Source organism: Fundidesulfovibrio agrisoli (assembly GCF_022808715.1).
GTDB classification, from domain to species: domain Bacteria; phylum Desulfobacterota; class Desulfovibrionia; order Desulfovibrionales; family Desulfovibrionaceae; genus Fundidesulfovibrio; species Fundidesulfovibrio agrisoli.
Map to the genome: position 1 here is coordinate 249,666 of NZ_JAKZKX010000003.1, position 23,989 is coordinate 273,654.

The 23,989-nt window shown below is 64.6% G+C and carries 19 protein-coding genes and 5 tRNA genes; all 24 read left to right on the top strand.

Features of this window, described 5'->3' with window-relative positions; translation table 11 throughout:
• Positions 1 to 19: 19 nt before the first annotated feature.
• A complete protein-coding gene (gene rfbC, locus MLE27_RS03855; RefSeq protein ID WP_243310568.1) occupies positions 20 to 577 on the top strand; it encodes a dTDP-4-dehydrorhamnose 3,5-epimerase in 558 nt (185 codons plus the stop codon).
• 27 nt (positions 578 to 604) lie between these two features.
• Positions 605 to 2,047 (top strand): mannose-1-phosphate guanylyltransferase/mannose-6-phosphate isomerase, encoded by a 1,443-nt coding sequence (locus MLE27_RS03860; protein WP_243310569.1) that lies wholly within the window; start codon positions 605 to 607, stop codon positions 2,045 to 2,047.
• A 5-nt stretch (positions 2,048 to 2,052) separates the two neighbouring features.
• Positions 2,053 to 2,685, top strand: coding sequence for a cytochrome c3 family protein (locus tag MLE27_RS03865; RefSeq protein WP_243310570.1), 633 nt, complete (start codon positions 2,053 to 2,055; stop codon positions 2,683 to 2,685).
• Between the two features lie 5 nt (positions 2,686 to 2,690).
• Complete coding sequence (locus MLE27_RS03870; RefSeq protein WP_243310571.1) at positions 2,691 to 4,760, top strand: molybdopterin-dependent oxidoreductase; 2,070 nt, start codon at positions 2,691 to 2,693, stop codon at positions 4,758 to 4,760.
• On the top strand, positions 4,757 to 5,392 hold the full coding sequence (locus MLE27_RS03875) for a 4Fe-4S dicluster domain-containing protein (RefSeq protein WP_243310572.1): 636 nt from the start codon (positions 4,757 to 4,759) through the stop codon (positions 5,390 to 5,392). Before MLE27_RS03870 ends, MLE27_RS03875 begins: the two co-directional genes overlap by 4 nt.
• Before the next feature lie 252 nt (positions 5,393 to 5,644).
• Positions 5,645 to 5,720, top strand: a tRNA-Thr gene (locus MLE27_RS03880).
• 9 nt (positions 5,721 to 5,729) lie between these two features.
• Positions 5,730 to 5,815, top strand: a tRNA-Tyr gene (locus MLE27_RS03885).
• A gap of 60 nt (positions 5,816 to 5,875) precedes the next feature.
• A tRNA-Gly gene (locus MLE27_RS03890) sits at positions 5,876 to 5,951 on the top strand.
• Between the two features lie 35 nt (positions 5,952 to 5,986).
• A tRNA-Thr gene (locus tag MLE27_RS03895) sits at positions 5,987 to 6,062 on the top strand.
• 59 nt (positions 6,063 to 6,121) lie between these two features.
• Entirely contained in the window at positions 6,122 to 7,315 is a 1,194-nt protein-coding gene (gene tuf / locus MLE27_RS03900; protein WP_243310573.1) for an elongation factor Tu, read from the top strand.
• A gap of 4 nt (positions 7,316 to 7,319) precedes the next feature.
• A complete protein-coding gene (rpmG, locus tag MLE27_RS03905; protein WP_173087255.1) occupies positions 7,320 to 7,469 on the top strand; it encodes a 50S ribosomal protein L33 in 150 nt (49 codons plus the stop codon).
• Positions 7,470 to 7,478: 9 nt separating this feature from the next.
• Positions 7,479 to 7,554 (top strand) — tRNA-Trp (locus MLE27_RS03910).
• 18 nt (positions 7,555 to 7,572) lie between these two features.
• Complete coding sequence (secE, locus tag MLE27_RS03915; protein ID WP_243310574.1) at positions 7,573 to 7,830, top strand: preprotein translocase subunit SecE; 258 nt, start codon at positions 7,573 to 7,575, stop codon at positions 7,828 to 7,830.
• Positions 7,827 to 8,396: a transcription termination/antitermination protein NusG gene (gene nusG, locus MLE27_RS03920; protein ID WP_243310575.1), complete on the top strand. Its 570-nt coding sequence runs from the start codon at positions 7,827 to 7,829 to the stop codon at positions 8,394 to 8,396. The genes secE and nusG overlap by 4 nt, the downstream gene beginning before the upstream one ends.
• A gap of 41 nt (positions 8,397 to 8,437) precedes the next feature.
• Positions 8,438 to 8,863 carry a 50S ribosomal protein L11 gene (gene rplK / locus MLE27_RS03925; RefSeq protein WP_243310576.1) on the top strand — a complete coding sequence of 142 codons (426 nt, stop codon included), beginning with the start codon at positions 8,438 to 8,440 and terminating at the stop codon, positions 8,861 to 8,863.
• Between the two features lie 14 nt (positions 8,864 to 8,877).
• A complete protein-coding gene (rplA, locus tag MLE27_RS03930) occupies positions 8,878 to 9,585 on the top strand; it encodes a 50S ribosomal protein L1 (protein ID WP_243310577.1) in 708 nt (235 codons plus the stop codon).
• A gap of 117 nt (positions 9,586 to 9,702) precedes the next feature.
• Positions 9,703 to 10,227, top strand: coding sequence for a 50S ribosomal protein L10 (gene rplJ / locus MLE27_RS03935; RefSeq protein WP_243310578.1), 525 nt, complete (start codon positions 9,703 to 9,705; stop codon positions 10,225 to 10,227).
• A 27-nt stretch (positions 10,228 to 10,254) separates the two neighbouring features.
• Positions 10,255 to 10,644, top strand: coding sequence for a 50S ribosomal protein L7/L12 (gene rplL / locus MLE27_RS03940; RefSeq protein WP_243310579.1), 390 nt, complete (start codon positions 10,255 to 10,257; stop codon positions 10,642 to 10,644).
• Positions 10,645 to 10,865: 221 nt separating this feature from the next.
• The gene (gene rpoB / locus MLE27_RS03945) at positions 10,866 to 14,966 is read left to right on the top strand and encodes a DNA-directed RNA polymerase subunit beta (RefSeq protein ID WP_243310580.1); all 4,101 of its coding nucleotides are present in this window, start codon (positions 10,866 to 10,868) and stop codon (positions 14,964 to 14,966) included.
• A gap of 50 nt (positions 14,967 to 15,016) precedes the next feature.
• Positions 15,017 to 19,165 carry a DNA-directed RNA polymerase subunit beta' gene (rpoC, locus tag MLE27_RS03950; protein ID WP_243310581.1) on the top strand — a complete coding sequence of 1,383 codons (4,149 nt, stop codon included), beginning with the start codon at positions 15,017 to 15,019 and terminating at the stop codon, positions 19,163 to 19,165.
• Positions 19,166 to 19,883: 718 nt separating this feature from the next.
• The gene (gene rpsL, locus MLE27_RS03955) at positions 19,884 to 20,255 is read left to right on the top strand and encodes a 30S ribosomal protein S12 (protein WP_243310582.1); all 372 of its coding nucleotides are present in this window, start codon (positions 19,884 to 19,886) and stop codon (positions 20,253 to 20,255) included.
• Between the two features lie 16 nt (positions 20,256 to 20,271).
• Complete coding sequence (rpsG, locus tag MLE27_RS03960; RefSeq protein WP_243310583.1) at positions 20,272 to 20,742, top strand: 30S ribosomal protein S7; 471 nt, start codon at positions 20,272 to 20,274, stop codon at positions 20,740 to 20,742.
• Between the two features lie 17 nt (positions 20,743 to 20,759).
• Positions 20,760 to 22,832 carry an elongation factor G gene (fusA, locus tag MLE27_RS03965; protein ID WP_243310584.1) on the top strand — a complete coding sequence of 691 codons (2,073 nt, stop codon included), beginning with the start codon at positions 20,760 to 20,762 and terminating at the stop codon, positions 22,830 to 22,832.
• 9 nt (positions 22,833 to 22,841) lie between these two features.
• Positions 22,842 to 23,989 (top strand): elongation factor Tu (gene tuf, locus MLE27_RS03970; protein ID WP_243310585.1); only part of this gene is annotated, 1,148 nt, incomplete at its 3' end.

Sequence of the window (23,989 nt, forward strand, 5' to 3'; positions counted from 1 at the left end):
ATCATCAGGAGGTAACGCCGTGGGTTTCGAGGCCACCGGCATTCCAGGTCTCTGGCTCTACGCCCCCAAAGTCTTCCAGGACGAGCGGGGCTTCTTCATGGAGAGCTACAACAAGGCCAATCTGGACGCGCAGGGCATCGCCTGCGACTTCATACAGGACAACCACGCCCTCTCGCGCTCCAGGGGCGTGCTGCGCGGGCTGCACTTCCAGACCCCGCCCAAGGCCCAGACCAAGCTGGTGCGCGTGACGCGCGGCAAGGTGCTGGACGTGGTGGTGGACCTGCGCAAGGGCTCCCCCACCTACAGGCAATGGAAATCCTTCGAGCTTACCGAGTCCAACTTCCTGCAGCTTTTCGTGCCCAAGGGCTTCGCCCACGGCTACGTGACGCTCACCGAGAACGTGGAGTTCCTCTACAAGGTGGACGAGCTCTATGCCCCGGCCAACGACAGCGGCATCCTCTGGTGCGACCCGGACCTGAACATCGACTGGGGCGTGTCCGACCCGATCCTCTCCCCCAAGGACACCAAGCTCGGCCTCTTCAAGGACTTCGAGTCCCCGTTCGTCTACGAAGGCTGATCCTCCAACCCCACGAGAGCCCACTCCATGACAAAACCCGCCGAAGCCTCCGAACTTTTCGCGCACTGCCACGCCGTGGTCCTGGCGGGCGGCTCGGGCACACGCCTCTGGCCGCTCTCCCGCACGCTGCTGCCCAAGCAACTCCTCTCGCTGGACGGCGGCGAAAGCCTGCTCAAGCGCACGGTGAACCGCGCCCTGGACGTGTTCGACCCGCGCCGCGTGTGGGTCGTCACCAATGAGGAGCACGTGTTCGAGGTGCGCTCCCAACTGCGCGAGATCAACCCCGCGCTGGAAAAGGGCGTGCTGGCCGAGCCCGTAGGGCGCAACACCCTGCCCGCCATCCTGCTGGCCCTGGACGCCATCGTGGCCGACGACCCCGAGGCCCTGGTGGCCGTGTTCCCCTCGGACCACATGGTGGACTCCAACGGCGGCTGGGTGGAGTCGCTGGGCAAGGCCCTGCCCCTGGCCCGCGAGGGCAGGCTGGTGACCTTCGGCATCGCGCCGGACAAGCCCGAGACCGGCTACGGCTACATCCGCCGGGGCGCGCCCCTGGCCTCCGGGGCCTTCGACGTGCGCTCCTTCGTGGAGAAGCCCGACCTGGCCACCGCCAAGCTCTATCTGGAAAGCGGCGAATACTACTGGAACAGCGGCATGTTCGTGTTCTCGGCCGAGGCCTTCCTGGAGGCCGTCCGCGCGCACCAGCCCGTATTCTGGGACTGGTGGGAGCGCCGCGCCGAGGCCCCGCTGTGCTCCGGCTACCACTCCATCCCCGACATCTCCGTGGACTACGCGGTGGTGGAGAAGATGGACAGCCAGGCCGTGATCGAGGCCGCCTTCGGCTGGGACGACCTGGGCAACTGGGAAGCCATCTACCGCATGGGCGGCAAGGATCAATGCGGCAACGCCCTGCAGGGCGACGTGCTGGCCCTGGACTGCAAGGACAGCCTGCTCATCTCGCGCGGGGGGAAGCTGGCCTGCGTGGGCCTCGAAAACATGATCGTGGTCCAGACCCGCGACGCCACGCTGGTCTGCCCCAAGAGCGAATCCCAGAAGGTCAAGGACGTGGTGGGCGCGCTCAAGAAGCAGGGCAGCGAGCTCATCAACGCCCACGTCACCGTGCGCCGCCCCTGGGGCAGTTACACCGTGCTGGAGGAAGGCCCCCACTACAAGATCAAGCGCATCGAGGTGCCCGCCGGGGGCAAGCTCTCCCTGCAGATGCACCACCACCGCTCCGAACACTGGGTGGTGGTCTCGGGCACGGCCCTGGTGCAGGTGGGCGAGAAGGAGACCCTGCTCACCGAGAACCAGTCCGTGGACATCCCCAAGGCCACCGTGCACAGGCTCTCCAACCCCGGCAAGGTCACCGTGGAGATCATCGAGATCCAGACCGGCCCCTACCTGGAAGAGGACGACATCGTGCGCTTCGAGGACGTCTACGGCCGCAACGCCAAGAGCGGCCCGGCCAGTTGATCGGAGTGAAGCGCAAGGGGGGCGCTCCCGCGGGGGAGGGCCTGGATTCTTCGGACGCCGTGGGCAGGGGAACGCCCGCCCACGGCGTCTCGCGCGTTTCGGGCCGCGCGCTCGTCGCCGGATGCCTCGCGCTGGGCCTCGCGCTGGGCCTGGGGGGCGGCTGGCTGGCCTGGCCCAGGCTCGCGACCCAGACGTTCACCCAGCCCATCCGCTTCAGCCACTCGGTCCACGCCCGGCAGGAGGTGCCCTGCGCCGTCTGCCACTTCACCGCCCCTGGCGGGGCCTTCGGCGGCCTTCCCCCTGTGGCGGTCTGCGCTGGATGCCATCAGGACCCCACGGGCGGGCGCTCCGACGACGCCAAGGAAGCCGACAAGTTCGTCACCGAGTATGTGAAGAAACGCAAGGAAGTGCCCTGGCTCGTGCTGGCCGCCCAGCCCGACCATGTGCGCTTCCCCCATGGGCCTCATTTGAAGGCGGCCTGCGCCATCTGCCACCCGGACATGTCCCGCGAGGACTACCCGACCCTGCGCCGCGACAGGATCTCCGGCTACACCAACTGGACCATGTCCATGCAGCGGTGCCGCGCCTGCCACCAGGCCAGCGGCGCCGGGCAGGACTGCGTGCTCTGCCACCGGTAGGCCCCATGGCGTCGAAACGCAGAACATTCCTCAAGTGCGCAGCCGCCCTGGCCGCCGGGGCCGCCGTGGGCTCGGCCGCCAGCCCCGCCCCCTGGGACGCCCTGCGTCAGCTCGAGCGCCGGGAGCACTCCCCGCCGGACCTGCCGCATCCGCCCGCCGGGCCGCTGGAGCATGTGGATACCGTCAGCGCGGCCGGAGCCTTCGGCACGGGCATCCGCGTGCTCACCTCGAACGGCAAGCCCATGCTGGTGCGCGCCAATCCGGAAAACCCCCTGGGCCGCTGCGGCCTGGCCCCGGAGGATCTGGAGCAGGTGCGCGCCCTGGCCCGCCCGGGCCGGTTGAGCGTGCCCCTGCTCAGAAACGCCGAGGGTCGCCTGGAGCCCGTGGCCTGGTCCAAGGCTTTGGATCTGCTCGCCGCCCGTTTCGGCGAGGCCCGGGGCGAAGTCCTGATTGTAACGCCGGCCCGCAAGTCCTGCGGGCGCGACGTGGCCGCCGCGCTTTGCGCCGAATTGGGGGCCGTCCATGCGGCCATGCCTTCGGAGGCCGCCACCGCCGCCCGGGCCGCCGCGCTCATGGGCCTGGCGGGAACGCCGGGGTACGATCTGGACAACGCGCGCGGGCTGGTGCTCCTGGGGGCGGACGCCTTCGGCTCCATGCCCGCCTCGCCGCACCTGCGCCGGGCCTGGGCCACGGCGCGCGGGCGGGGGACGAAGAGCAGGGCGATGTATTTCGGCCCCGAGCGCGGGGCCTCGGCAGCGCTGTGCGACACGTGGATTCCCCTCGCCGCCGGGAGTGAGGCCACGGCGGCCCTGGGCCTGTGCTGGCACCTGGACGCCCTGGGCCTGGCCCGCTGCGAGGCCTCCGACCTTGCCGAATTCCTTCAATTGATACGCACGCGCTTCACGCCCGAGCTGGTGCGTTCGGCCACGGGGCTCCCGCCCGAGGCCCTGGAGAACGCGGCCCGTGTCCTGGCGGAAGGCGGCGTGCTCATCGCCGGGTCGGCCAGCGGCTCCGGCGCGGACGATGCCGCGATACTGGCCGGTCTCGCGGCCAACGCCCTGGCCGGGCGGCTGAACCGGCCCGGCGGCGTCATCCTGGTGGAGGGCCTCCCGGCGACGCCCGGCACGCCAGCCCCCGTTGATGACCTGCTGTCCATCCTGCGCGCCGTGGCCCAGGGGGAACGGCCCGCGCCCAAGGCCCTGCTGCTGGTGGAGGCCGATCCCCTGGCGGAGCTTCCGGACGGCGTACTCACCGCAAGAGCGCTGTCCCGCATAGGATTCAAGGCCTGCTTCGCGGACCGCCTCACGGCCTCCGCCGCCCTGTGCGACCTGGTGCTTCCAGCAGCCATGCCCCTGGAACGGCAGGAGGACGTGCGCACCCCCTACGGCCTGGCCCTCGCCTGCCTGGGCCTGGCCCGGCCCCTGCTGCGGCCCTTGGGCGACTGCCGCCACCCGGCGGACGTGCTGCTGGAGGCGGCGTCGCGCCTGGGCCTGCCAACGGCGGGGCACACCCACCAGGCCCGGCTGCGCGCCCTGAGCCTCGCGCTGGAAGGGGAGGGCGGCTTCGTGGCCCGGGGCGTGGAGCCCTGGAAGGTGCTGGCCGGGGAGGGCAGGCCCGCCCCGGAAGCGGACCTCTGGCGGGAACTGCAGGCCGGGCGGCTGTGGTGCGGCCCGCGCATCCGGCAGGGCGTGCACACCTTGGGAGCCGCGTTGTTGGCCGGGGTCGCGGGGCCTGCGGCGTCAGACCTGGAGCGTCCGCTGACGCTGGTGGTCCGGCCCGCGCCTGAACAAGTAATCCAGGACGGGCTGGGTGGTGCCATCCCCTCCGTGCGGCTCAACGCAGCCACCGCCAAAAGCCTGCGCCTTCGCGACGGCGTTCGGGCCACGCTCAAGGGGCACTCCGGCAGCGCGGCGGTGAGGGTGGCGCTGGACGAGTCGGTCATGGACGGCCACGCCGTCCTGACCCCCGCGCGGGAACAGCTCCCCGCGATCCGCGCCGCCATGGACTCGCGGCCTGCGGAAATCGGCGCGGCGCGGCGTTGGGACGCCTGCCGCGCGACCCTGGAGCCGGCATGAGCGCGCCAGTCTGGGGAATGGTCATCGACGTCGACGCCTGCACCGGCTGCGGGGCCTGCATGGCCGCCTGCGGGGTGGAGAACAACATCGCCCCCGGCTCGGGCATGGACTGGATCACCCTGGAGCGCCGCTCCAACGGCCGGGCCTTTCCGGATTCCGACGCGGCCTTCCTGCCCAGGCCCTGCATGCACTGCGCGAACCCGCCCTGCGTGCCTGTATGCCCCACCGGGGCCACTCGGGTAAGCTCGCTGGGGGGCATCGTCAGCCAGACCACGCCGCAGTGCATCGGTTGCCGTTCCTGCGTGAAGGCCTGCCCCTACGGGGTGCGGCGCTTCAACGAGCGCGAGCCCGTGTGGCCCAAAGGCATGGACGCGGCCGTGACGCCCTTTGCGGCCGTGCGCCCCAAGGGCGTGGTGGAGAAATGCACCTTCTGCGTGCACAGGCTGATCGCCCGCGGGCCGGAGGGCTACACCACCGCCTGCGCCGAGGCCTGCCCCACGGGAGCAATCACCTTCGGGGACGTGTCCGGCATCAGCCTGGGGGAGGACATGTTCGTGATATTGCCGCAGAAGGGCGCGAAGCCTCGCGTGGCCTACGTTTCCTGGCGGAGCTGGCTGCGCGGGGAGAAGTGAATTTTCGATCGGGCTGGTATTTTCTCTGGACGTAACCGCGAAAGCAGTGCAGTATCCCTCCTCGCGCTTGCGGCTGGCGGTCCGAACGGGCTACCTAAGCGGGCGAGAAAATAAATGATGCGGCCCGCTTGACAAGTTCTCCCGGTTCTGTCAGTTAGGCCGCCGCTCTTTGAGATTGGAAGGTATTTTCCCGTGAGGGCCAAAAAGCCCTTGCGTTAAGCCTGGAGAAGGGCTAAGCCTCGCCGTCTTGGCGCTGGCGTAGCTCAATTGGCAGAGCAGCTGATTTGTAATCAGCAGGTTGCGGGTTCAAGTCCCATCGCCAGCTCCAGAAGAAGATGGTGGGGTTCCCGAGTGGCCAAAGGGAACAGACTGTAAATCTGTCGGCGTCAGCCTTCGGTGGTTCAAATCCACCCCCCACCACCACAGATATTATTGAGGAGCGCAGGAGGCGGCCAAAACCGTCGATCGGACTGCGGATTAGACGCGGGAATAGCTCAATGGCTAGAGCATCAGCCTTCCAAGCTGAGGGTTGCGGGTTCGAGTCCCGTTTCCCGCTCCACGTCACGTCCCACCGGCCTCGCTTCATAAAGATAGGCCCACGTAGCTCAGTCGGCAGAGCACTTCCTTGGTAAGGAAGAGGTCACCGGTTCGAATCCGGTCGTGGGCTCCACAAAGCAAAATCAACTGGCGGCAGCCACACTAAGAACGACCACTTGAGGGGGATTTACCATGGGTAAGGCCAAATTCGAGCGCAATAAGCCGCACGTCAACATCGGCACCATCGGTCATATCGACCACGGCAAGACCACGCTGACCGCCGCCATCACCAAGCTGTCGCACATGCGCGGCTTCGGCGAGTACGTGGCCTTCGACCAGATCGACAAGGCTCCCGAAGAGAAGGAGCGCGGCATCACGATCTCCACGGCGCACGTTGAGTATCAGACCGCGACCCGTCACTACGCCCACGTGGACTGCCCCGGCCACGCCGACTACATCAAGAACATGATCACCGGCGCCGCCCAGATGGACGGCGCGATCCTGGTGGTCGCCGCCACCGACGGCCCCATGCCCCAGACCCGTGAGCACATCCTGCTCGCCCGTCAGGTCGGCGTGCCCCACCTGGTGGTGTTCATGAACAAGTGCGACCTGGTGGACGACGCCGAACTGCTGGAGCTGGTGGAGCTGGAAGTCCGCGAGCTGCTGACCAAGTACGGCTTCCCCGGCGACGACATCCCGGTGATCAAGGGCTCCGCCCTGAAGGCCCTGGAGACCGACGACGTCAAGAGCCCCGACGCCGCCCCGATCTTCGAGCTTCTGGACGCCTGCGACTCCTACTTCCCCGAGCCGCAGCGCGACATCGACAAGCCCTTCCTGATGCCCATCGAGGACGTGTTCTCCATCTCCGGCCGCGGCACCGTCGTGACCGGTCGTGTCGAGCGCGGCACCGTGAAGGTCGGCGAGGAAGTCGCCATCGTCGGCATCAAGGAGACCGTGAAGACCACCTGCACGGGCGTCGAGATGTTCCGCAAGCTGCTCGACCAGGGCCAGGCCGGCGACAACGTCGGCGTGCTGCTGCGCGGCATCAAGCGTGAGGACGTGGAGCGCGGCCAGGTTCTGGCCAAGCCCGGCTCCATCACCCCGCACAAGAAGTACAAGGCCGAGGTCTACATCCTGAACAAGGAAGAGGGCGGCCGCCACACCCCGTTCTTCTCGGGCTACCGTCCGCAGTTCTACTTCCGCACCACGGACGTCACCGGCGTGGTGACCCTGAACGAAGGCGTGGAGATGGTCATGCCTGGCGATAACGCCACTTTCAACGTCGAGCTCATCGCCCCCATCGCCATGGAGACCGGTCTGCGCTTCGCCATCCGCGAAGGCGGCCGCACCGTCGGCGCGGGCGTCGTGACCGAGATCATGGAGTAACACCATGCGGCTCAACATCATCTTGCAGTGCACCGAGTGCAAGCGCAAGAATTACGCAACTGAAAAGAACAAGAAGAACACGACTGGACGCCTTGAGGTGAAGAAGTACTGTCCCTGGGACAAGAAACACACCGTTCACCGCGAAGCGAAATAGTCGAAACGCAGGGCAGTAGCTCCAACGGCAGAGCAACGGACTCCAAATCCGTGGGTTGTGGGTTCGAATCCCTCCTGCCCTGCCATATTTCTGGTAGGCACAAATGGCCACGAAGAAGGTTAAATCCGGGGAAGCGGCGGACTCCGAGCAGTCCGCCGCCTCGTCGGTCCAGGGCAAGTTCGAGGAGTTCAAGGAATTCTTCGAGCTCTCCAAGGTGGAGATCAAGAAAGTCACTTGGCCCACCCGCAGGGAGACGGTCACCACGTCGGTGGCCGTGCTGATCCTTGTGGTCGTGATGGCCCTCTTTCTGGGCGTCGTGGACCTCGGGCTCTCCAAACTGATGCAGTCGGTCCTGTCATGACGGATACGATCGACACCCCTCTCCCGGAGGCCCAGGCCAAGGCCAGGTGGTTCATCGTCCACACTTACTCCGGTTTCGAGCACCGTGTGGAACAGACCATTCGCGAGATGATGCGCACCGGCCAGGCCGAGGGCTTCATCGAAGAGGTGGTCGTCCCGACCGAGAAGGTGATCGAGCTGGTCAAGGGCGAAAAGAGGACCTCCACTCGGAAGTTCTACCCCGGCTACGTCATGGTCAAGATGGTCATGAACGACAAGTCGTGGCATCTCGTGCAGGAAATTCCCAGGGTGACCGGGTTCGTCGGCGGCAAGAACCGCCCGACCCCCATGCGCGATTCCGAAGCCGAGCGCGTGCTTTCCCTGATGGAAAGCAGGCAGGAGCAGCCCCGCCCGAAGTTCAACTTCGATCGTGGGGACGAGGTTCGCGTCATCGACGGACCCTTCGGCGGGTTCAACGCACAGGTCGAGGACGTGAACTACGACAAGGGCAAGCTGAAGGTCTCTGTTTCGATTTTCGGCCGTCAGACCCCTGTCGAGCTCGATTTCGTACAGGTTACCAAAAACTAGGCGGACCCTCCGGGTCCGATTGATGAAAGGACGACACTACCATGGCTAAGAAGGAAGTCGCCAAAATCAAGTTGCAGATTCCTGCCGGCAAGGCCAACCCCTCGCCCCCGGTAGGCCCCGCCCTGGGTCAGCACGGCGTGAACATCATGGAGTTCTGCAAGGCGTTCAACGCCAAGACGCAGGAACAGATGGGCATGATTACCCCCGTGGTCATCACCGTCTATGCCGACCGCTCCTTCACCTTCATCACCAAGACCCCCCCGGCCTCGGTTCTGCTGCTCAAGGCCGCCAAGATCGAGAAGGGGTCCGGTGAGCCCAACAAGAACAAGGTCGGCAAGGTGAGCAAGGCCCAGGTCGAGGAGATCGCCAAGCTCAAAATGCAGGACATGACCGCCAAAGACCTTGACGCCGCCATGAACACCATCATGGGCACGGCCCGCAGCATGGGTCTGGACGTGGTGAGCTAAAGAGGAATATCGCCATGCCCCATTACGGAAAAAAGTACCGCAAAGCTGTGGAAGGCATCGATCGCACTCAGCGCTTCGAGATCGCCGACGCCGTGAAGATGGCCCTTGAGGCCGGCCCGGCCAAGTTCGACGAGACCGTCGACGTGGCTATGTGCCTGGGTGTCGATCCCAAGTATTCCGACCAGATGGTGCGCGGCGCCGTCTCCCTGCCCCACGGGCTGGGCAAGACCGTGCGCGTGGCCGTGTTCTGCAAGGGCGACAAGGCCGCCGAGGCCAAGGCCGCCGGTGCCGACATCGTGGGCGCGGAAGACCTGGTCGAACAGATCCAGGGCGGCATGCTCGACTTCGACAAGGCCGTCGCCACCCCGGACATGATGGCCCTGGTCGGCAAGATCGGCCGTCTGCTCGGCCCCCGCGGCCTGATGCCCAACGCCAAGACGGGCACCGTCACCATGAACGTGGCCGAAGCCGTGACCGAGCTCAAGGCTGGCCGCGTCGACTTCAAGGTGGACAAGGCCGGCGTGCTCCACGCCCCCCTGGGCAAGAAGAGCTTCGGCACCGAGAAGATCGTGGAGAACTTCAAGACGCTCATCGACACGGTGATCCGTCTGAAGCCCAGCGGAGCCAAGGGCACCTACCTGAAGGCCATGACCGTGGCCACCACCATGGGCCCCGGCTTCAAGATCGACACCACCACGGTGAAGAAGTTCCTGGAAGGCTAGTCCGAAACGTTTTTTCTGAAGTGAGTCAAAGAAAGCGGGTGGGCCGTGCCCTTAATCATCCCGCCGAGACATGTGCTTTGGCTTACTTCTACCTTATAACCCTGGAGGAGGCAGACCTTGCAAACCCGCGAGCAGAAAGCCGAGATCATTGAGAGACTCAAGGATCGCGCCGCTCGTGCGAGCATTGCCGTGGTCACCGATTTCAAGGGCTTGACGGTGGAAGAGGTGACGATCCTGCGCATGAAGCTCCGCGAACAGGGAGTGGATTACCAGGTCGTCAAGAACACCCTGGCCCGGATCGCGCTGACTGGCAGCCCGCATGACGTCATCAAGGATCGATTCAAGGAGCAGTGCGCCGTCGCTTTCGGGTATGAAGACCCGGTCGCGGCAGCCAAGGCCCTGGTCGACTATGCCAAGACCAACAAGAAGTTCAGCCTCCGCTTCGCCTGCCTGCAAGGCAAGGTGATCGACGAGGAAGGCATCAAGGCGCTGTCCACGCTCCCCAGCAAGCCTCAGCTGCTTGCCCAGGTGCTTGGAACCATGAACGCGGTGCCCACGAACTTCGTGTCGCTGCTGGCCAACGTCCCGCGTGGCATTCTCAACGTGCTCACGGCCCTCAAAGACAAAAAAGAAGCCGCTTAAGCCAAAGCGAATTTAAGGAGAGACGAAATGTCTGATATCACCAAAGAGCAGGTTGTTGACTTCATCGCCAATATGACCGTCCTTGAGCTTTCCGAGTTCATCAAGGAGCTCGAAGAGAAGTTCGGCGTCTCCGCCGCTGCCCCCATGGCCGCTATGCCCATGATGGCCATGGGTGGTGGTGAAGCCGCCGCCGAGGTCGAGGAGAAGACCGAGTTCGACGTGATCCTGACCGGCGCCGGCGCCAACAAGATCAACGTCATCAAGGTTGTCCGCGCTCTGACCGGCCTGGGCCTGAAGGAAGCCAAGGACAAGGTTGACGCTCTGCCCTCCACCATCAAGGAAGCCGTGTCCAAGGCTGACGCCGAGGACGCCAAGAAGCAGCTGGAAGAAGCTGGAGCTACTTGCGAAGTCAAATAACTTGTTGCAAGGTATCGCATCGACGCCAAAAGAGCGCACCCCCCGAAAGGGGGGAGTGCGCTCTTTTGCGCTTTCATTTGTATTCCCCTAAATCATCAATGATTTCAGCGGGTTGACATATAGGGCGGCGAGGCCCAGGCCAGCCCGGCACCCACGCCGGGAAACCAATGTGAAGGCCGCCGACATCCGGCGGATCAACACCACTTCTCTTCGAGGGAACAATGGCCCAGCTGATCAAGAGTTTCGGCAAGGTCGACGACTCCGTCACCATTCCTCACCTTCTCAACCTGCAGGTTGATTCCTACGAGCTGTTCCTGCAGCGCGATATTCCCCCCGCTTCCCGCGCCGACGCGGGTCTCGAGGGCGTTTTCCGTTCCGTCTTCCCAATTGAGGACTTCAACAAGACCGCCAGCCTCGAGTACGTCAACTACGAGATCGGCGAACCCAAATACGACGTGCCCGAGTGCATCTCCAAGGGCCTGACCCTGGAGGCGCCGCTGCGCATCAAGGTCCGCCTGGTCGTCTACGACGTGGACGAGGAGACCGAGAACCGCACCATCCGCGACATCAAGGAGCAGGTGATCTATTTCGGCACCGTCCCCCTGATGACCGAGAAGGGCACCTTCATCATCAACGGGACCGAGCGCGTCATCGTCAACCAGTTGCAGCGCTCCCCCGGCATCATATTCGAACACGACTCCGGCAAGACCCACACGTCGCGCAAGGTGCTCTACTCCTGCCGCATCATCCCGATGCGCGGATCCTGGCTCGACTTCGACTTCGACCACAAGGACATCCTCTACGTCCGCATCGACCGTCGCAGGAAGATGCCCGCGACCATCCTCATGAAGGCCATGGGGATGTCCAAGACCGATATTCTGTCCTACTTCTACGACATCGAGAACTATTTCATCGAAGGCAGCCGCGTGTTCCGCGAGGTGCGCCAGGAGCTCTACAGGAAGGAGAAATCCTTCGCCGAGGTCAAGGGCCCCGACGGCAAGGTGATCGTGGGTGCGGACAAGCCCATCACCAAGCGCGCCTGGAGGCTCATGCTCGAGGCAGGCATCGACCGCATCGAGGTGCAGCCCAACGCCCTGGAAGGCCTGTTCCTGGCCCAGGACTTCATCGGCAAGGACACCGGCGAGGTCATCGCCGAGGCGGGCGACGAGATCAACGACGCCCTGCTGGAGCGCTTCGCGGAGCAGGGCATGGTCACCGTGCCCACGCTGTTCACCGCCGGCGCCGACGTGTCCAGCTCCCTGCGCGACACCCTCATGCAGGACAAGACCGCCGACATCGAGGCCGCCCAGGTCGAGATCTACCGCCGCCTGCGCCCCAGCTCGCCCCCGACCCCCGAGATCGCCGCGAACTTCTTCGAGAACCTGTTCCGCAGCGCCGACTACTACGACCTGTCGCCCGTGGGCCGCTACAAGCTGAACTCGCGCCTGAAGATCGACCAGTCGCTGGACTTCCGCACCCTGTCCAACGACGACATCCTCAAGGCGATCAAGCACCTGATCTTCCTGAAGGACACCCACGGCCCCGCCGACGACATCGACCACCTGGGCAACCGCCGGGTCCGCCCTGTGGGCGAGCTGGTGGAGAACCAGTACCGCATCGGCCTGGTGCGCATGGAAAGGGCCATCAAGGAGCGCATGAGCCTGCAGGAAGTCGCCACGCTCATGCCGCACGACCTGATAAACCCCAAGCCCGTGGCCGCGGTGCTCAAGGAGTTCTTTGGAACCTCCCAGCTCTCGCAGTTCATGGACCAGACCAACCCGCTCTCCGAAGTGACGCACAAGCGCCGCCTCTCGGCCCTGGGCCCCGGCGGCCTGACCCGCGAGCGCGCCGGCTTCGAGGTGCGCGACGTGCACACCTCGCACTACGGCCGCATCTGCCCCATCGAGACGCCTGAAGGCCCGAACATCGGCCTGATCGTCTCGCTGACCACCTACTCCAAGGTGAACGACTTCGGCTTCATCGAGACCCCCTACCGGGTGGTCAAGGAAGGCCACGTCACCGACGAGGTGGTCTACATGGACGCCACCCGCGAGATCGACGAGATCGTAGCCGCCGCGAGCACCCCGCTCAGCGAAACCAACGACTTCCTGACGCCGTTCATCTCCGGCCGCGTGCGCGGCGACCTGACCTCGGTGCCCATCGAGCAGGTCACCCTGATGGACATCTCGCCCAGCCAGATCGTGTCGGTCTCGGCGGCGCTGATCCCCTTCCTGGAACACGACGACGCCAACCGCGCGCTCATGGGCTCCAACATGCAGCGCCAGGCCGTGCCCCTCATCCGCTGCGACCAGCCCCTGGTCGGCACCGGCATGGAGGGCGCCGTGGCCCAGGACTCCGGCTCGTGCCTGCTGGCCGAGGAGGATGGACTGATCCACTACGCCGACGGCGAGCGCGTGATCGTGCGCTACGACAACGGCTTCTCGCCTCAGACCGGCGGCGTGCGCGCCTACGAGCTGCTCAAGTTCCACAAGTCCAACCAGAACACCTGCTTCGGCCAGCAGCCCCGCGTGCTGGTCGGCCAGAAGGTGAAGAAGGGCGACGTGCTGGCCGACGGCCCGGGCATCCGCGACGGCGAACTGGCCCTGGGCAAGAACCTGCTGGTCGCGTTCATGCCCTGGTGCGGCTACAACTTCGAGGACTCCATCCTCATCTCCGAGCGCGTGGTGAAGGAAGACGTCTTCACCTCCATGCACATCGAGGAGTTCGAGGTCGTCGCCCGAGACACCAAGCTCGGACCCGAAGAGATCACCCGGGACATCCCCAACGTCGGCGAGGAGATGCTCAAGAACCTCGACGACTGCGGCATCATCCGCATCGGCGCCAAGGTGAAGCCCGAGGACATCCTCGTGGGCAAGATCACCCCCAAGGGCGAAACCCAGCTCACCCCCGAAGAGAAGCTGCTGCGCGCCATCTTCGGCGACAAGGCCCGCGACGTGAAGAACACCTCCCTCAAGGTGCCGCCCGGCATCGAGGGCACGGTCATCGACGTGCGCCTGTTCAACCGCCGCTCCGGCGACAAGGACGACCGCACCAAGCAGATCGAGGACGCTGAACTCGCCAAGATCGACATCAAGGAGCAGCTGCACATCGCCGGCATCGGCGAGCAGACCCGCAAGAAGATCTGGGAGCTGTCCCAGGGCAAGTCCATCGCCCAGACGCTTATGGGCAAGAAGAAGGGCGAGGTCCTGGTCGAGGCCAACCACCCCATCAAGTGGGAGATCTTCGAGACCGTGCCGGTCAAGAAGATGGCCGGTCTCTTCTCCTCTCGCGAGGTCAACGAGTCCATCGCCGACATCCTGGAGGCCTACGACCGCCAGGTGCAGTTCGTGCGCGACATCTACGCCTCCAAGCGCGAGAAGGCCGTCGAAGGCGACGATCTGCCGCCGGGCGTCATCAAGATGGTCAAGGTCTACGTCGCCGTGAAGCGCAAGCTGCAGGTGGGCGACAAGATGGCCGGCCGCCACGGCAACAAGGGCGTCGTCTCCTGCATCCTGCCCGCCGAGGACATGCCCTTCTTCGCGGACGGCTCTCCGGTGGACATCGTGCTGAACCCCCTGGGCGTGCCTTCTCGTATGAACATCGGCCAGATCATGGAGACCCACCTCGGCTGGGCCGCCAGGGAACTGGGCCACCAGCTCACCTCCATGGTGGAGCAGGGCATGGCCACCAAGGATCTGCGCGAGCAGGTCAAGGCCGTGTTCGAGACGCCCGCCACCATCAAGCTGGTTGACGAGCTGGACGACGAGGAATTCGTCGCCGCTGTCAAGAAGCTGAAGAACGGCATCGTCTGCAAGACCCCGGTCTTCGACGGCGCCTCCGAGGAAGAGATCTGGGGCTGGCTGCGCAAGGCCGGACTGCCCGACGACGGCAAGGCCGTGCTCTACGACGGCCGCACCGGCGAGGCCTTCCACCGTCCGGTCACCGTGGGCGCCATGTACATGCTCAAGCTGCACCACCTGGTCGACGAGAAGATCCACGCCCGCTCCACCGGCCCATACTCGCTGGTGACGCAGCAGCCCCTGGGCGGCAAGGCCCAGTTCGGCGGCCAGCGTCTCGGCGAAATGGAAGTCTGGGCCCTGGAGGCCTACGGCGCATCGTACCTCTTGCAGGAGTTCCTCACCGTCAAGTCCGACGATGTGGGCGGCCGCGTGAAGATGTACGAGAAGATCGTCAAGGGCGACAACTTCCTGGAAGCGGGCCTGCCCGAGAGCTTCAACGTTCTGGTAAAGGAACTGATGAGCCTCGGCCTTGACGTGGACCTGATCCAGGACGAGAAAAAGGTTAAAGCCACCCGGCGCTAGTCCGGTAACGATACAGACGGGACGACCCACAACTCAAAACGAGGGTAACCATGTCCTTGGACGACCTGTTCAGCATGCGGGGAACGGCGGCCACTCAGCTCTCCAGCCGGACGCTGAAGGCCATCAAGATCTCCATAGCTTCGCCCGAGAAGATCCGCGAGTGGAGCTTCGGCGAGGTCAAGAAGCCCGAGACCATCAACTATAGGACCTTCAAGCCGGAGCGCGACGGCCTGTTCTGCGCCAAGATCTTCGGCCCCGTGAAGGACTACGAGTGCAACTGCGGCAAGTACAAGCGCATGAAGCATCGCGGCATCGTCTGCGAGAAGTGCGGCGTGGAGGTCATCGCCTCCAAGGTACGCCGCGAGCGCATGGGCCACATTGAGCTGGCCGCGCCCGTTGCCCATATATGGTTCCTGAAGACCCTGCCTTCCAAGATCGGCACCCTGCTTGACATGACCATGGTGGATCTTGAGAAGGTGCTCTACTTCGACTCCTACGTGGTCATCGACCCCAAGGAGACCAGCCTCACCCGCCTGCAGGTGATCTCGGAGGACCAGTACCTCCAGATCATCGACCATTATGGCGAGGACGCCGTGACCGTGGGCATGGGCGCCGAGGTCGTGCGCTCCTTCCTGGAGGAGCTCGACCTGCCCAGGCTGCGGACCGAGCTGCGCGAGGAGTCCCTGACCACGCGCTCCCAGACCAAGAAGAAGAAGATCATCAAGCGCCTCAAGATCGTCGAGGCCTTCCTGGAGAGCGGCAACAAGCCCGAGTGGATGGTCATGGAAGTTATTCCGGTCATCCCGCCCGAGCTGCGCCCCCTGGTCCCCCTGGACGGCGGCCGCTTCGCCACCTCGGACCTGAACGACCTCTACCGCCGCGTCATCAACCGCAACAACCGCCTGAAGAGGCTGTTGGAGCTGGGCGCGCCGGACATCATCATCCGCAACGAGAAGCGCATGCTTCAGGAAGCGGTGGACGCCCTGTTCGACAACGGCCGCCGCGGCCGGGCCATCACCGGCACCAACGGCCGCCCGCTCAAGTCCCTCTCGGACATGATCAAGGGCAAGCAGGGCCGCTTCCGCCAGAACCTGCTGGGCAAGCGCGTGGACTACTCCGGCCGTTCCGTCATCGTGGTGGGCCCCAAGCTGCGCCTGCACCAGTGCGGCCTGCCCAAGAAGATGGCGCTGGAGCTGTTCAAGCCCTTCATCTACGCCAAGCTGGAGGAGAGGGGCCTGGCCACCACCATCAAGACCGCCAAGAAGATGGTGGAGCGCGAAGAGCTGGTGGTCTGGGACATCCTCGAGGATGTGGTGCGCGAGTACCCCATCATGCTCAACCGCGCCCCGACCCTGCACCGCCTGGGCATCCAGTCCTTCGAGCCGACCCTGGTCGAGGGCAAGGCCATCCAGCTGCACCCCCTGGTCTGCGCGGCCTACAACGCGGACTTCGACGGCGACCAGATGGCCGTGCACGTGCCCCTCTCGGTGGAGGCGCAGATCGAGTGCCGCGTGCTGATGATGAGCACCAACAACATCCTCTCGCCCGCCAACGGCAACCCGATCATCGTGCCCTCGCAGGACATCGTGCTCGGCCTGTACTACCTCACCGTGGAGCGCTCCTTCCAGGAGGGCGAGGGCAAGCTCTTCGCCAACCCCATGGAGTGCATCACCGCGCACCACGCCGGCGTCGTGCACCTGCACGCCCGGGTCAAGGTGCGCATGGACGGCGAGATGGTGCTCACCAGCCCCGGCCGCATCATGGTCGGCGAGCTGCTGCCCGAGGGCGTGCCCTTCGAGCTGGTGAACTGCGTGCTGAACAAGAAGACCATCGCCCGCCTGGTGGGCGAGGTCTACCGCATCGCCGGCACCAAGGCGACGGTCATCCTCTGCGACCAGCTCAAGGCCCTGGGCTACGAGTACGCCACCCGCGCCGGCTGCTCCATCGGCGTGAAGGACCTGACCATCCCCCGGCGCAAGGCCGAGATCCTGGACAAGTCCACCCGCGAAGTGGAGGAGATCGAACTCCAGTACGCCGAGGGCATCATCACCCGCACGGAGAAGTACAACAAGGTCGTCGACGTCTGGACCAAGGCCACCAACGACGTCGCCTCCGAAATGATGCGCGACATCTCCACGGACCTGATGACCGACCCCAAGACCGGCAAGCAGGAGCGCAACACCTCCTTCAACGCCATCTTCATGATGACGCACTCCGGTTCGCGCGGTAACCCCGACCAGATGCGCCAGCTCGCGGGCATGCGCGGCCTGATGGCCAAGCCTTCCGGCGAAATCATCGAGACGCCCATCACCTCGAACTTCCGCGAGGGCCTCTCGGTGGCGCAGTACTTCATCTCCACCCACGGCGCTCGTAAGGGCTTGGCCGACACCGCGCTCAAGACCGCGAACTCGGGCTACCTGACCCGCCGCCTCGTCGACGTGGTGCAGGACGTCATCATCACCGAGCTGGACTGCGGCACCGTGGACGGCCTGGAGATCAAGCACTACGAGAAGTCGGGCGAGATCAAGCAGCGCCTGGCGGAGCGCGCCCTGGGCCGCACCACCATGTTCGACGTGTTCGACGCCAACGATGAGGTGGCCATTCCGGCCAACACCATCGTGGACGAGACCGTCGCCATGAAGATCGAGGAGCTGGGCCTGCCCAACCTGACCATCCGCTCCACGCTGACCTGCCAGTCCGGCCACGGCGTGTGCGCCATGTGCTACGGGCGCGACCTGGCCCGCGGGCACCTGGTCAACGTGGGCGAGACCGTGGGCATCATCGCGGCGCAGTCCATCGGCGAGCCCGGCACCCAGCTGACCATGCGTACCTTCCACATCGGCGGTACCGCGGCGCGTGAAATCGAAAAGTCCTCCATCCCTGCCCAGAACAACGGCCGCGTGGTTCTGCACCGCCTGAAGTCGGTCAAGAACCAGGACGGCGCCTCCATCGTCCTGGGCAAGTCCGGCCAGGTGTCCATCGTGGACGACCAGGGCCGCGAGCGCGAGAAATACTCGCTGCCTTCCGGCGCGCGTCTGGCCGTGACCGACGGGCAGATGGTCAAGAAGGACGAGATCCTGGCCGAGTGGGACCCCTTCAACGAGCCTTTCGTCACCGACGTCGAAGGCACCGTCAAGTTCACCGACATCCTGGAAGGCAAGACCTACCAGGAGAAGGTGGACGACACGACCAAGAAGGCCACCCAGACCATCATCGAATACCGCACCACCCCCTACCGCCCCACCATCACTGTCGTTGGCGAGGACGGGCTGCCCAAGATCCGGCCCAACACCACCAGCGCGGCCGTGTTCCAGCTGCCCGTGGGCGCGATCATCATGATCCGCGACGGCGAGCAGGTGAAGGCGGGCGACGTGCTGGCGCGCAAGCCCCGCGAATCCTCCAAGACCAAGGACATCGTGGGCGGTCTTCCCCGCGTCGCCGAACTCTTCGAGGTGCGCAAACCCAAGGACCTGGCCGTTGTTTCCGAGATCGACGGCATCGTGTCCTTCGGCAACGAGACCAAGGGCAAGCGCAAGGTGATCGTGACCCCCGAGACCGGCGACGCCAAGGAATACCTGGTGCCGCGCGGCAAGCACATCACCGCCCAGGAAGGCGACTTCGTTGAGGCGGGCGAGGCCCTGACCGAGGGCAATCCCGAGCTGCACGACATCCTCAAGATCAAGGGCGAGAAGACCCTGGCCCGCTACCTGGTGGAAGAAATCCAGGACGTGTACCGGTTCCAGGGCGTTAACATCAACGACAAGCACATCGAGATAATCGTCCGCCAGATGCTCAAGAAGGTGTCCATCACCGACTCGGGCGAGACCAACTTCCTCATCGGGGAGCAGGTGGACAAGGCCAAGTTCATGGAGGAGAACAACCGCGTGATCCGCGAGGGCATGCGGCCCGCCATGGCCGAGCCGCTGGTTCTGGGCATCACCCAGGCCAGCCTCACCACGGACTCCTTCATCTCCGCGGCCTCCTTCCAGGAGACCACCAAGGTGCTCACCGAAGCCTCCCTCATGGGCAAGGAAGACCACCTGCGCGGCCTCAAGGAGAACGTCATCGTCGGTCGCCTCATCCCGGCCGGTACCGGCTACCGCCGCTACATGGAGACCGAGATCGACGTGCCCGACCAGCCCGAGCGCCCGGACAAGTTCCTGGACGAGATCGAGGAAGTCCACACCCTGGTGGACTAACCTCGGCGCGCTGATACGCTGATTAAGGCCCCGCCCGGGAAACCGGACGGGGCCTTTTGCTTTGCCGCAGGGCAGGGCGGTCAGGGACAATGCAGACAGTCCGTAGTCCCTGCTTGTAGATTGTGATTCGGATGGGGTGCGCCGGGACCTTCCCGACGGGAATTCTGAACCGTAGAGAGCAGTGGGATGGCAGGTTGGCCCACTATGGCTCGCGATCAGGCAAGAAGCAGGTGCGGAATCATATTATAAGGATGAACACCTCTTCCTGGGTGAACGCCCGGGATGCCAGGAACTGACATGGCTACTGAGGCCCACGTTTCAGCGTGCGGATTGGTGACCGCCAGAAGCGGGGGAGGGGGAGGACGCGAGATGGTTTTCGTTGCGGAATATTTGAGGCTGAAAATTCTACGCCTGCCATTCTAGGATTTCGATGCCCAATGAATTCGGGCCATAGCCGAAAATACGGGTTCGCAGCCCGAATTTATGTCTGGCCAAGCCCGAAAAGTTGGTTATAATGCTTGCCATCCACGTGCTGACTTGCTATCAAGTCACGTTCTTAGCGAATCGCACGGTTTTCGCTGCCAGCGGCTGAACGGGGGAGCAGGTCTCTTCGCGCGGTCCCGAGCTAGCGTGTGTCCCGGCATTACTGCTTGACAGTACCGGGGTTTTTTGTCTACTCGTGCGCCCTTCGCAATTTAACCGTTGAACGGAGCCAGTCATGCCCACGATCAACCAGCTTATCCGCAAAGAGCGGATGAAGCAGACCAAGCGCAAGAAGACCCCGGCGCTGCAGGCCTGCCCCCAGCGCCGCGGTGTGTGCACCCGCGTGTACACCACCACCCCCAAAAAGCCTAACTCGGCCTTGCGCAAGGTTGCACGCGTGCGCCTCACCAACGGCATCGAGGTCACCAGCTACATTCCTGGTGAAGGCCACAACCTTCAGGAACACTCTGTGGTGATGATCCGCGGCGGCCGTGTTAAGGACCTTCCCGGCGTTCGTTACCATATCGTTCGCGGCACCCTCGACACCGCCGGTGTTTCCGACCGCCGTCAGAGCCGCTCCAAGTATGGCGCCAAGCGCCCCAAATAAGTTGAGGTAGCGTACAATGCCCCGCAAAGGTCCCGTTCCCAAGCGCTCCATCCTGCCGGATCCCATTTACGGCAGCGTCCTGATGAAGAAGTTCATCAACCGGCTGATGCTCGACGGCAAGAAGTCCACGGCCGAAACCGTGTTCTACACCGCTGTCGAAACGCTCGCCGAGAAGACGCAGGAAGAGCCTCTGAAGGCCTTCGAGCGCGCCTTGGCCAACGTGAAGCCGCACATGGAAGTGAAGCCCCGCCGCGTCGGTGGCGCCACCTACCAGGTTCCCATGGAAGTGCGCCCCGAGCGCCAGACCACCCTGGCCATCCGCTGGCTGATCAACAACGCCCGCTCCCGCGGCGAGAAGGGCATGGTCGCCCGTCTGTCCGGCGAGCTGATGGACGCCTTCAACAATCGCGGCGGCGCCGTGAAGAAGCGCGAAGACACCCATCGTATGGCCGACGCCAACAAGGCGTTCGCCCATTACCGCTGGTAAAATAGAGGTTTGCCGACGTGTCCAAGATTGTCCCCACCGAGCGCCAGCGCAATATCGGCATCATGGCCCATATTGACGCGGGCAAGACGACCACTACCGAGCGCATCCTTTTCTACACCGGCGTCTCGCACAAGATCGGCGAAGTCCATGACGGCCAGGCCACCATGGACTGGATGGTTCAGGAGCAGGAGCGCGGAATCACCATCACTTCCGCCGCCACCACCTGCTTCTGGCGCGATCACCGCATCAACATCATCGACACCCCCGGCCACGTGGACTTCACCATCGAAGTCGAGCGTTCCCTTCGCGTGCTCGACGGCGCCGTTGCGGTTTTCGATGCTGTCGCCGGCGTGGAGCCCCAGACCGAGACGGTCTGGCGGCAGGCCGAACGCTACCGCGTTCCCCGCATGTGCTTCGTGAACAAGATGGACCGCGTGGGGGCCAACTTCGACCGCTGCGTGCAGATGGTGCGCGAGCGCCTCGGCGCCAAGGCCGTTCCGCTGCAGATTCCCATCGGCAGCGAAGACGAGTTCAAGGGCGTCGTCGACCTGATCCTGGGCAAGGCCCTGATCTTCGACGACCTGTCCAAGGGCAAGGAGTACAACATCGTTGACGTTCCCGCGGAACTCAAGGACGAGTACGACGCCCTGCGCCTGGAGATGATCGAGGCCATCGCCGAGGAAGACGAGACCCTGATGGAGAAGTACCTCGGCGGCGAGGAGCTCACCCCCGAGGAAATCCGCATCGGCATCCGCAAGGCCACCATCGGCCTCTCCATCGTGCCCGTGCTGTGCGGCTCCGCCTTCAAGAACAAGGGCGTGCAGCCCCTGCTCGACGCCGTGGTGGACTTCCTGCCCTGCCCGACGGACATCCCCGCCATTGTCGGCATGAACCCCGACAACGAGGAAGAGCGCATCGAGTGCCCCTGCGACATCACCAAGCCGCTGGCCGCTCTGGCCTTCAAGCTGATGAGCGACCCCTTCATCGGGCACCTGACCTTCCTGCGCATCTACTCCGGCAAGATCGAGTCCGGCATGACCGTGCTCAACGCCGCCACCGGCAAGAAGGAGCGCATCGGCCGCCTGCTGAAGATGCACGCCAACAAGCGTGAGGACATCAAGGAAGCGTACGCCGGCGATATCGTCGCAGCCGTCGGCCTGAAGCTGACCTCCACCGGTGAGACCCTCTGCGAAGAGAAGCACCCCGTCGTGCTCGAGTCGCTGAACATCCCGGAGCCGGTCATCGAGGTGGCCATCGAGCCCAAGACCAAGGCCGACCGCGACACGCTGTCCCAGGCCCTGGTCAAGCTGGCCAAGGAAGATCCTTCCTTCCGCGTGAAGACCGACGAGGAGACCAACCAGACCCTCATCGCCGGCATGGGCGAGCTGCACCTGGAGATCATCGTCGACCGCCTGATGCGCGAGTTCAACGTGAACGCCAACGTAGGCGCCCCCCAGGTCGCCTACCGCGAGACCATCACCAAGTCGATCAAGCATGAAAACCGCTACGTCAAGCAGACCGGCGGCCGCGGCCAGTACGCGCATGTTGTCCTCGAGGTTGGTCCCAAGGAAGACGGCGGATACGAGTTCGTCAACTCCATCGTTGGCGGCGTCATACCCAAGGAATACATCCCCGCGGTGGACAAGGGCATCCAGAACGCCATGAAGTCCGGCGTGCTGGCTGGCTTCCCCGTGGTCGACATCAAGATCAATCTGACCTTCGGCTCCTACCATGAAGTGGACTCCTCCGAACAGGCGTTCTACATCTGCGGTTCGCAGGCCTTCAAGGAAGCCTGCCGCGCCGCCGGGCCTGTGCTGCTCGAGCCCATCATGAGCGTGGAGGTCGTCACCCCCGAGGAGCACCTCGGCGACGTCATGGGCGACCTCAACGGCCGCCGCGGCCGCGTGTCGAACCTCGAAGCGCGTGCCGGGTCGCAGGTCATCCGCTCCCACGTGCCGCTCTCCAACATGTTCGGCTACGCCACGGACCTGCGCTCGCGCACCCAGGGCCGCGCCACGTTCACCATGCAGTTCGACCACTACGAGCAGGTTCCTGCCAGCCTGGCCGAAGAAATCATCAAGAAGAAATAGAGGGACACCATGGGTAAGGCCAAATTCGAGCGCAATAAGCCGCACGTCAACATCGGCACCATCGGTCATATCGACCACGGCAAGACCACGCTGACCGCCGCCATCACCAAGCTGTCGCACATGCGCGGCTTCGGCGAGTACGTGGCCTTCGACCAGATCGACAAGGCTCCCGAAGAGAAGGAGCGCGGCATCACGATCTCCACGGCGCACGTTGAGTATCAGACCGCGACCCGTCACTACGCCCACGTGGACTGCCCCGGCCACGCCGACTACATCAAGAACATGATCACCGGCGCCGCCCAGATGGACGGCGCGATCCTGGTGGTCGCCGCCACCGACGGCCCCATGCCCCAGACCCGTGAGCACATCCTGCTCGCCCGTCAGGTCGGCGTGCCCCACCTGGTGGTGTTCATGAACAAGTGCGACCTGGTGGACGACGCCGAACTGCTGGAGCTGGTGGAGCTGGAAGTCCGCGAGCTGCTGACCAAGTACGGCTTCCCCGGCGACGACATCCCGGTGATCAAGGGCTCCGCCCTGAAGGCCCTGGAGACCGACGACGTCAAGAGCCCCGACGCCGCCCCGATCTTCGAGCTTCTGGACGCCTGCGACTCCTACTTCCCCGAGCCGCAGCGCGACATCGACAAGCCCTTCCTGATGCCCATCGAGGACGTGTTCTCCATCTCCGGCCGCGGCACCGTCGTGACCGGTCGTGTCGAGCGCGGCACCGTGAAGGTCGGCGAGGAAGTCGCCATCGTCGGCATCAAGGAGACCGTGAAGACCACCTGCACGGGCGTCGAGATGTTCCGCAAGCTGCTCGACCAGGGCCAGGCCGGCGACAACGTCGGCGTGCTGCTGCGCGGCATCAAGCGTGAGGACGTGGAGCGCGGCCAGGTTCTGGCCAAGCCCGGCTCCATCACCCCGCACAAGAAGTACAAGGCCGAGGTCTACATCCTGAACAAGGAAGAGGGCGGCCGCCACACCCCGTTCTTCTCGGGCTACCGTCCGCAGTTCTACTTCCGCACCACGGACGTCACCGGCGTGGTGACCCTGAACGAAGGCGTGGAGATGGTCATGCCTGGCGATAACGCCACTTTCAACGTCGAGCTCATCGCCCCCATCGCCATGGAGACCGGTCTGCGCTTCGCCATCCGCGAAGG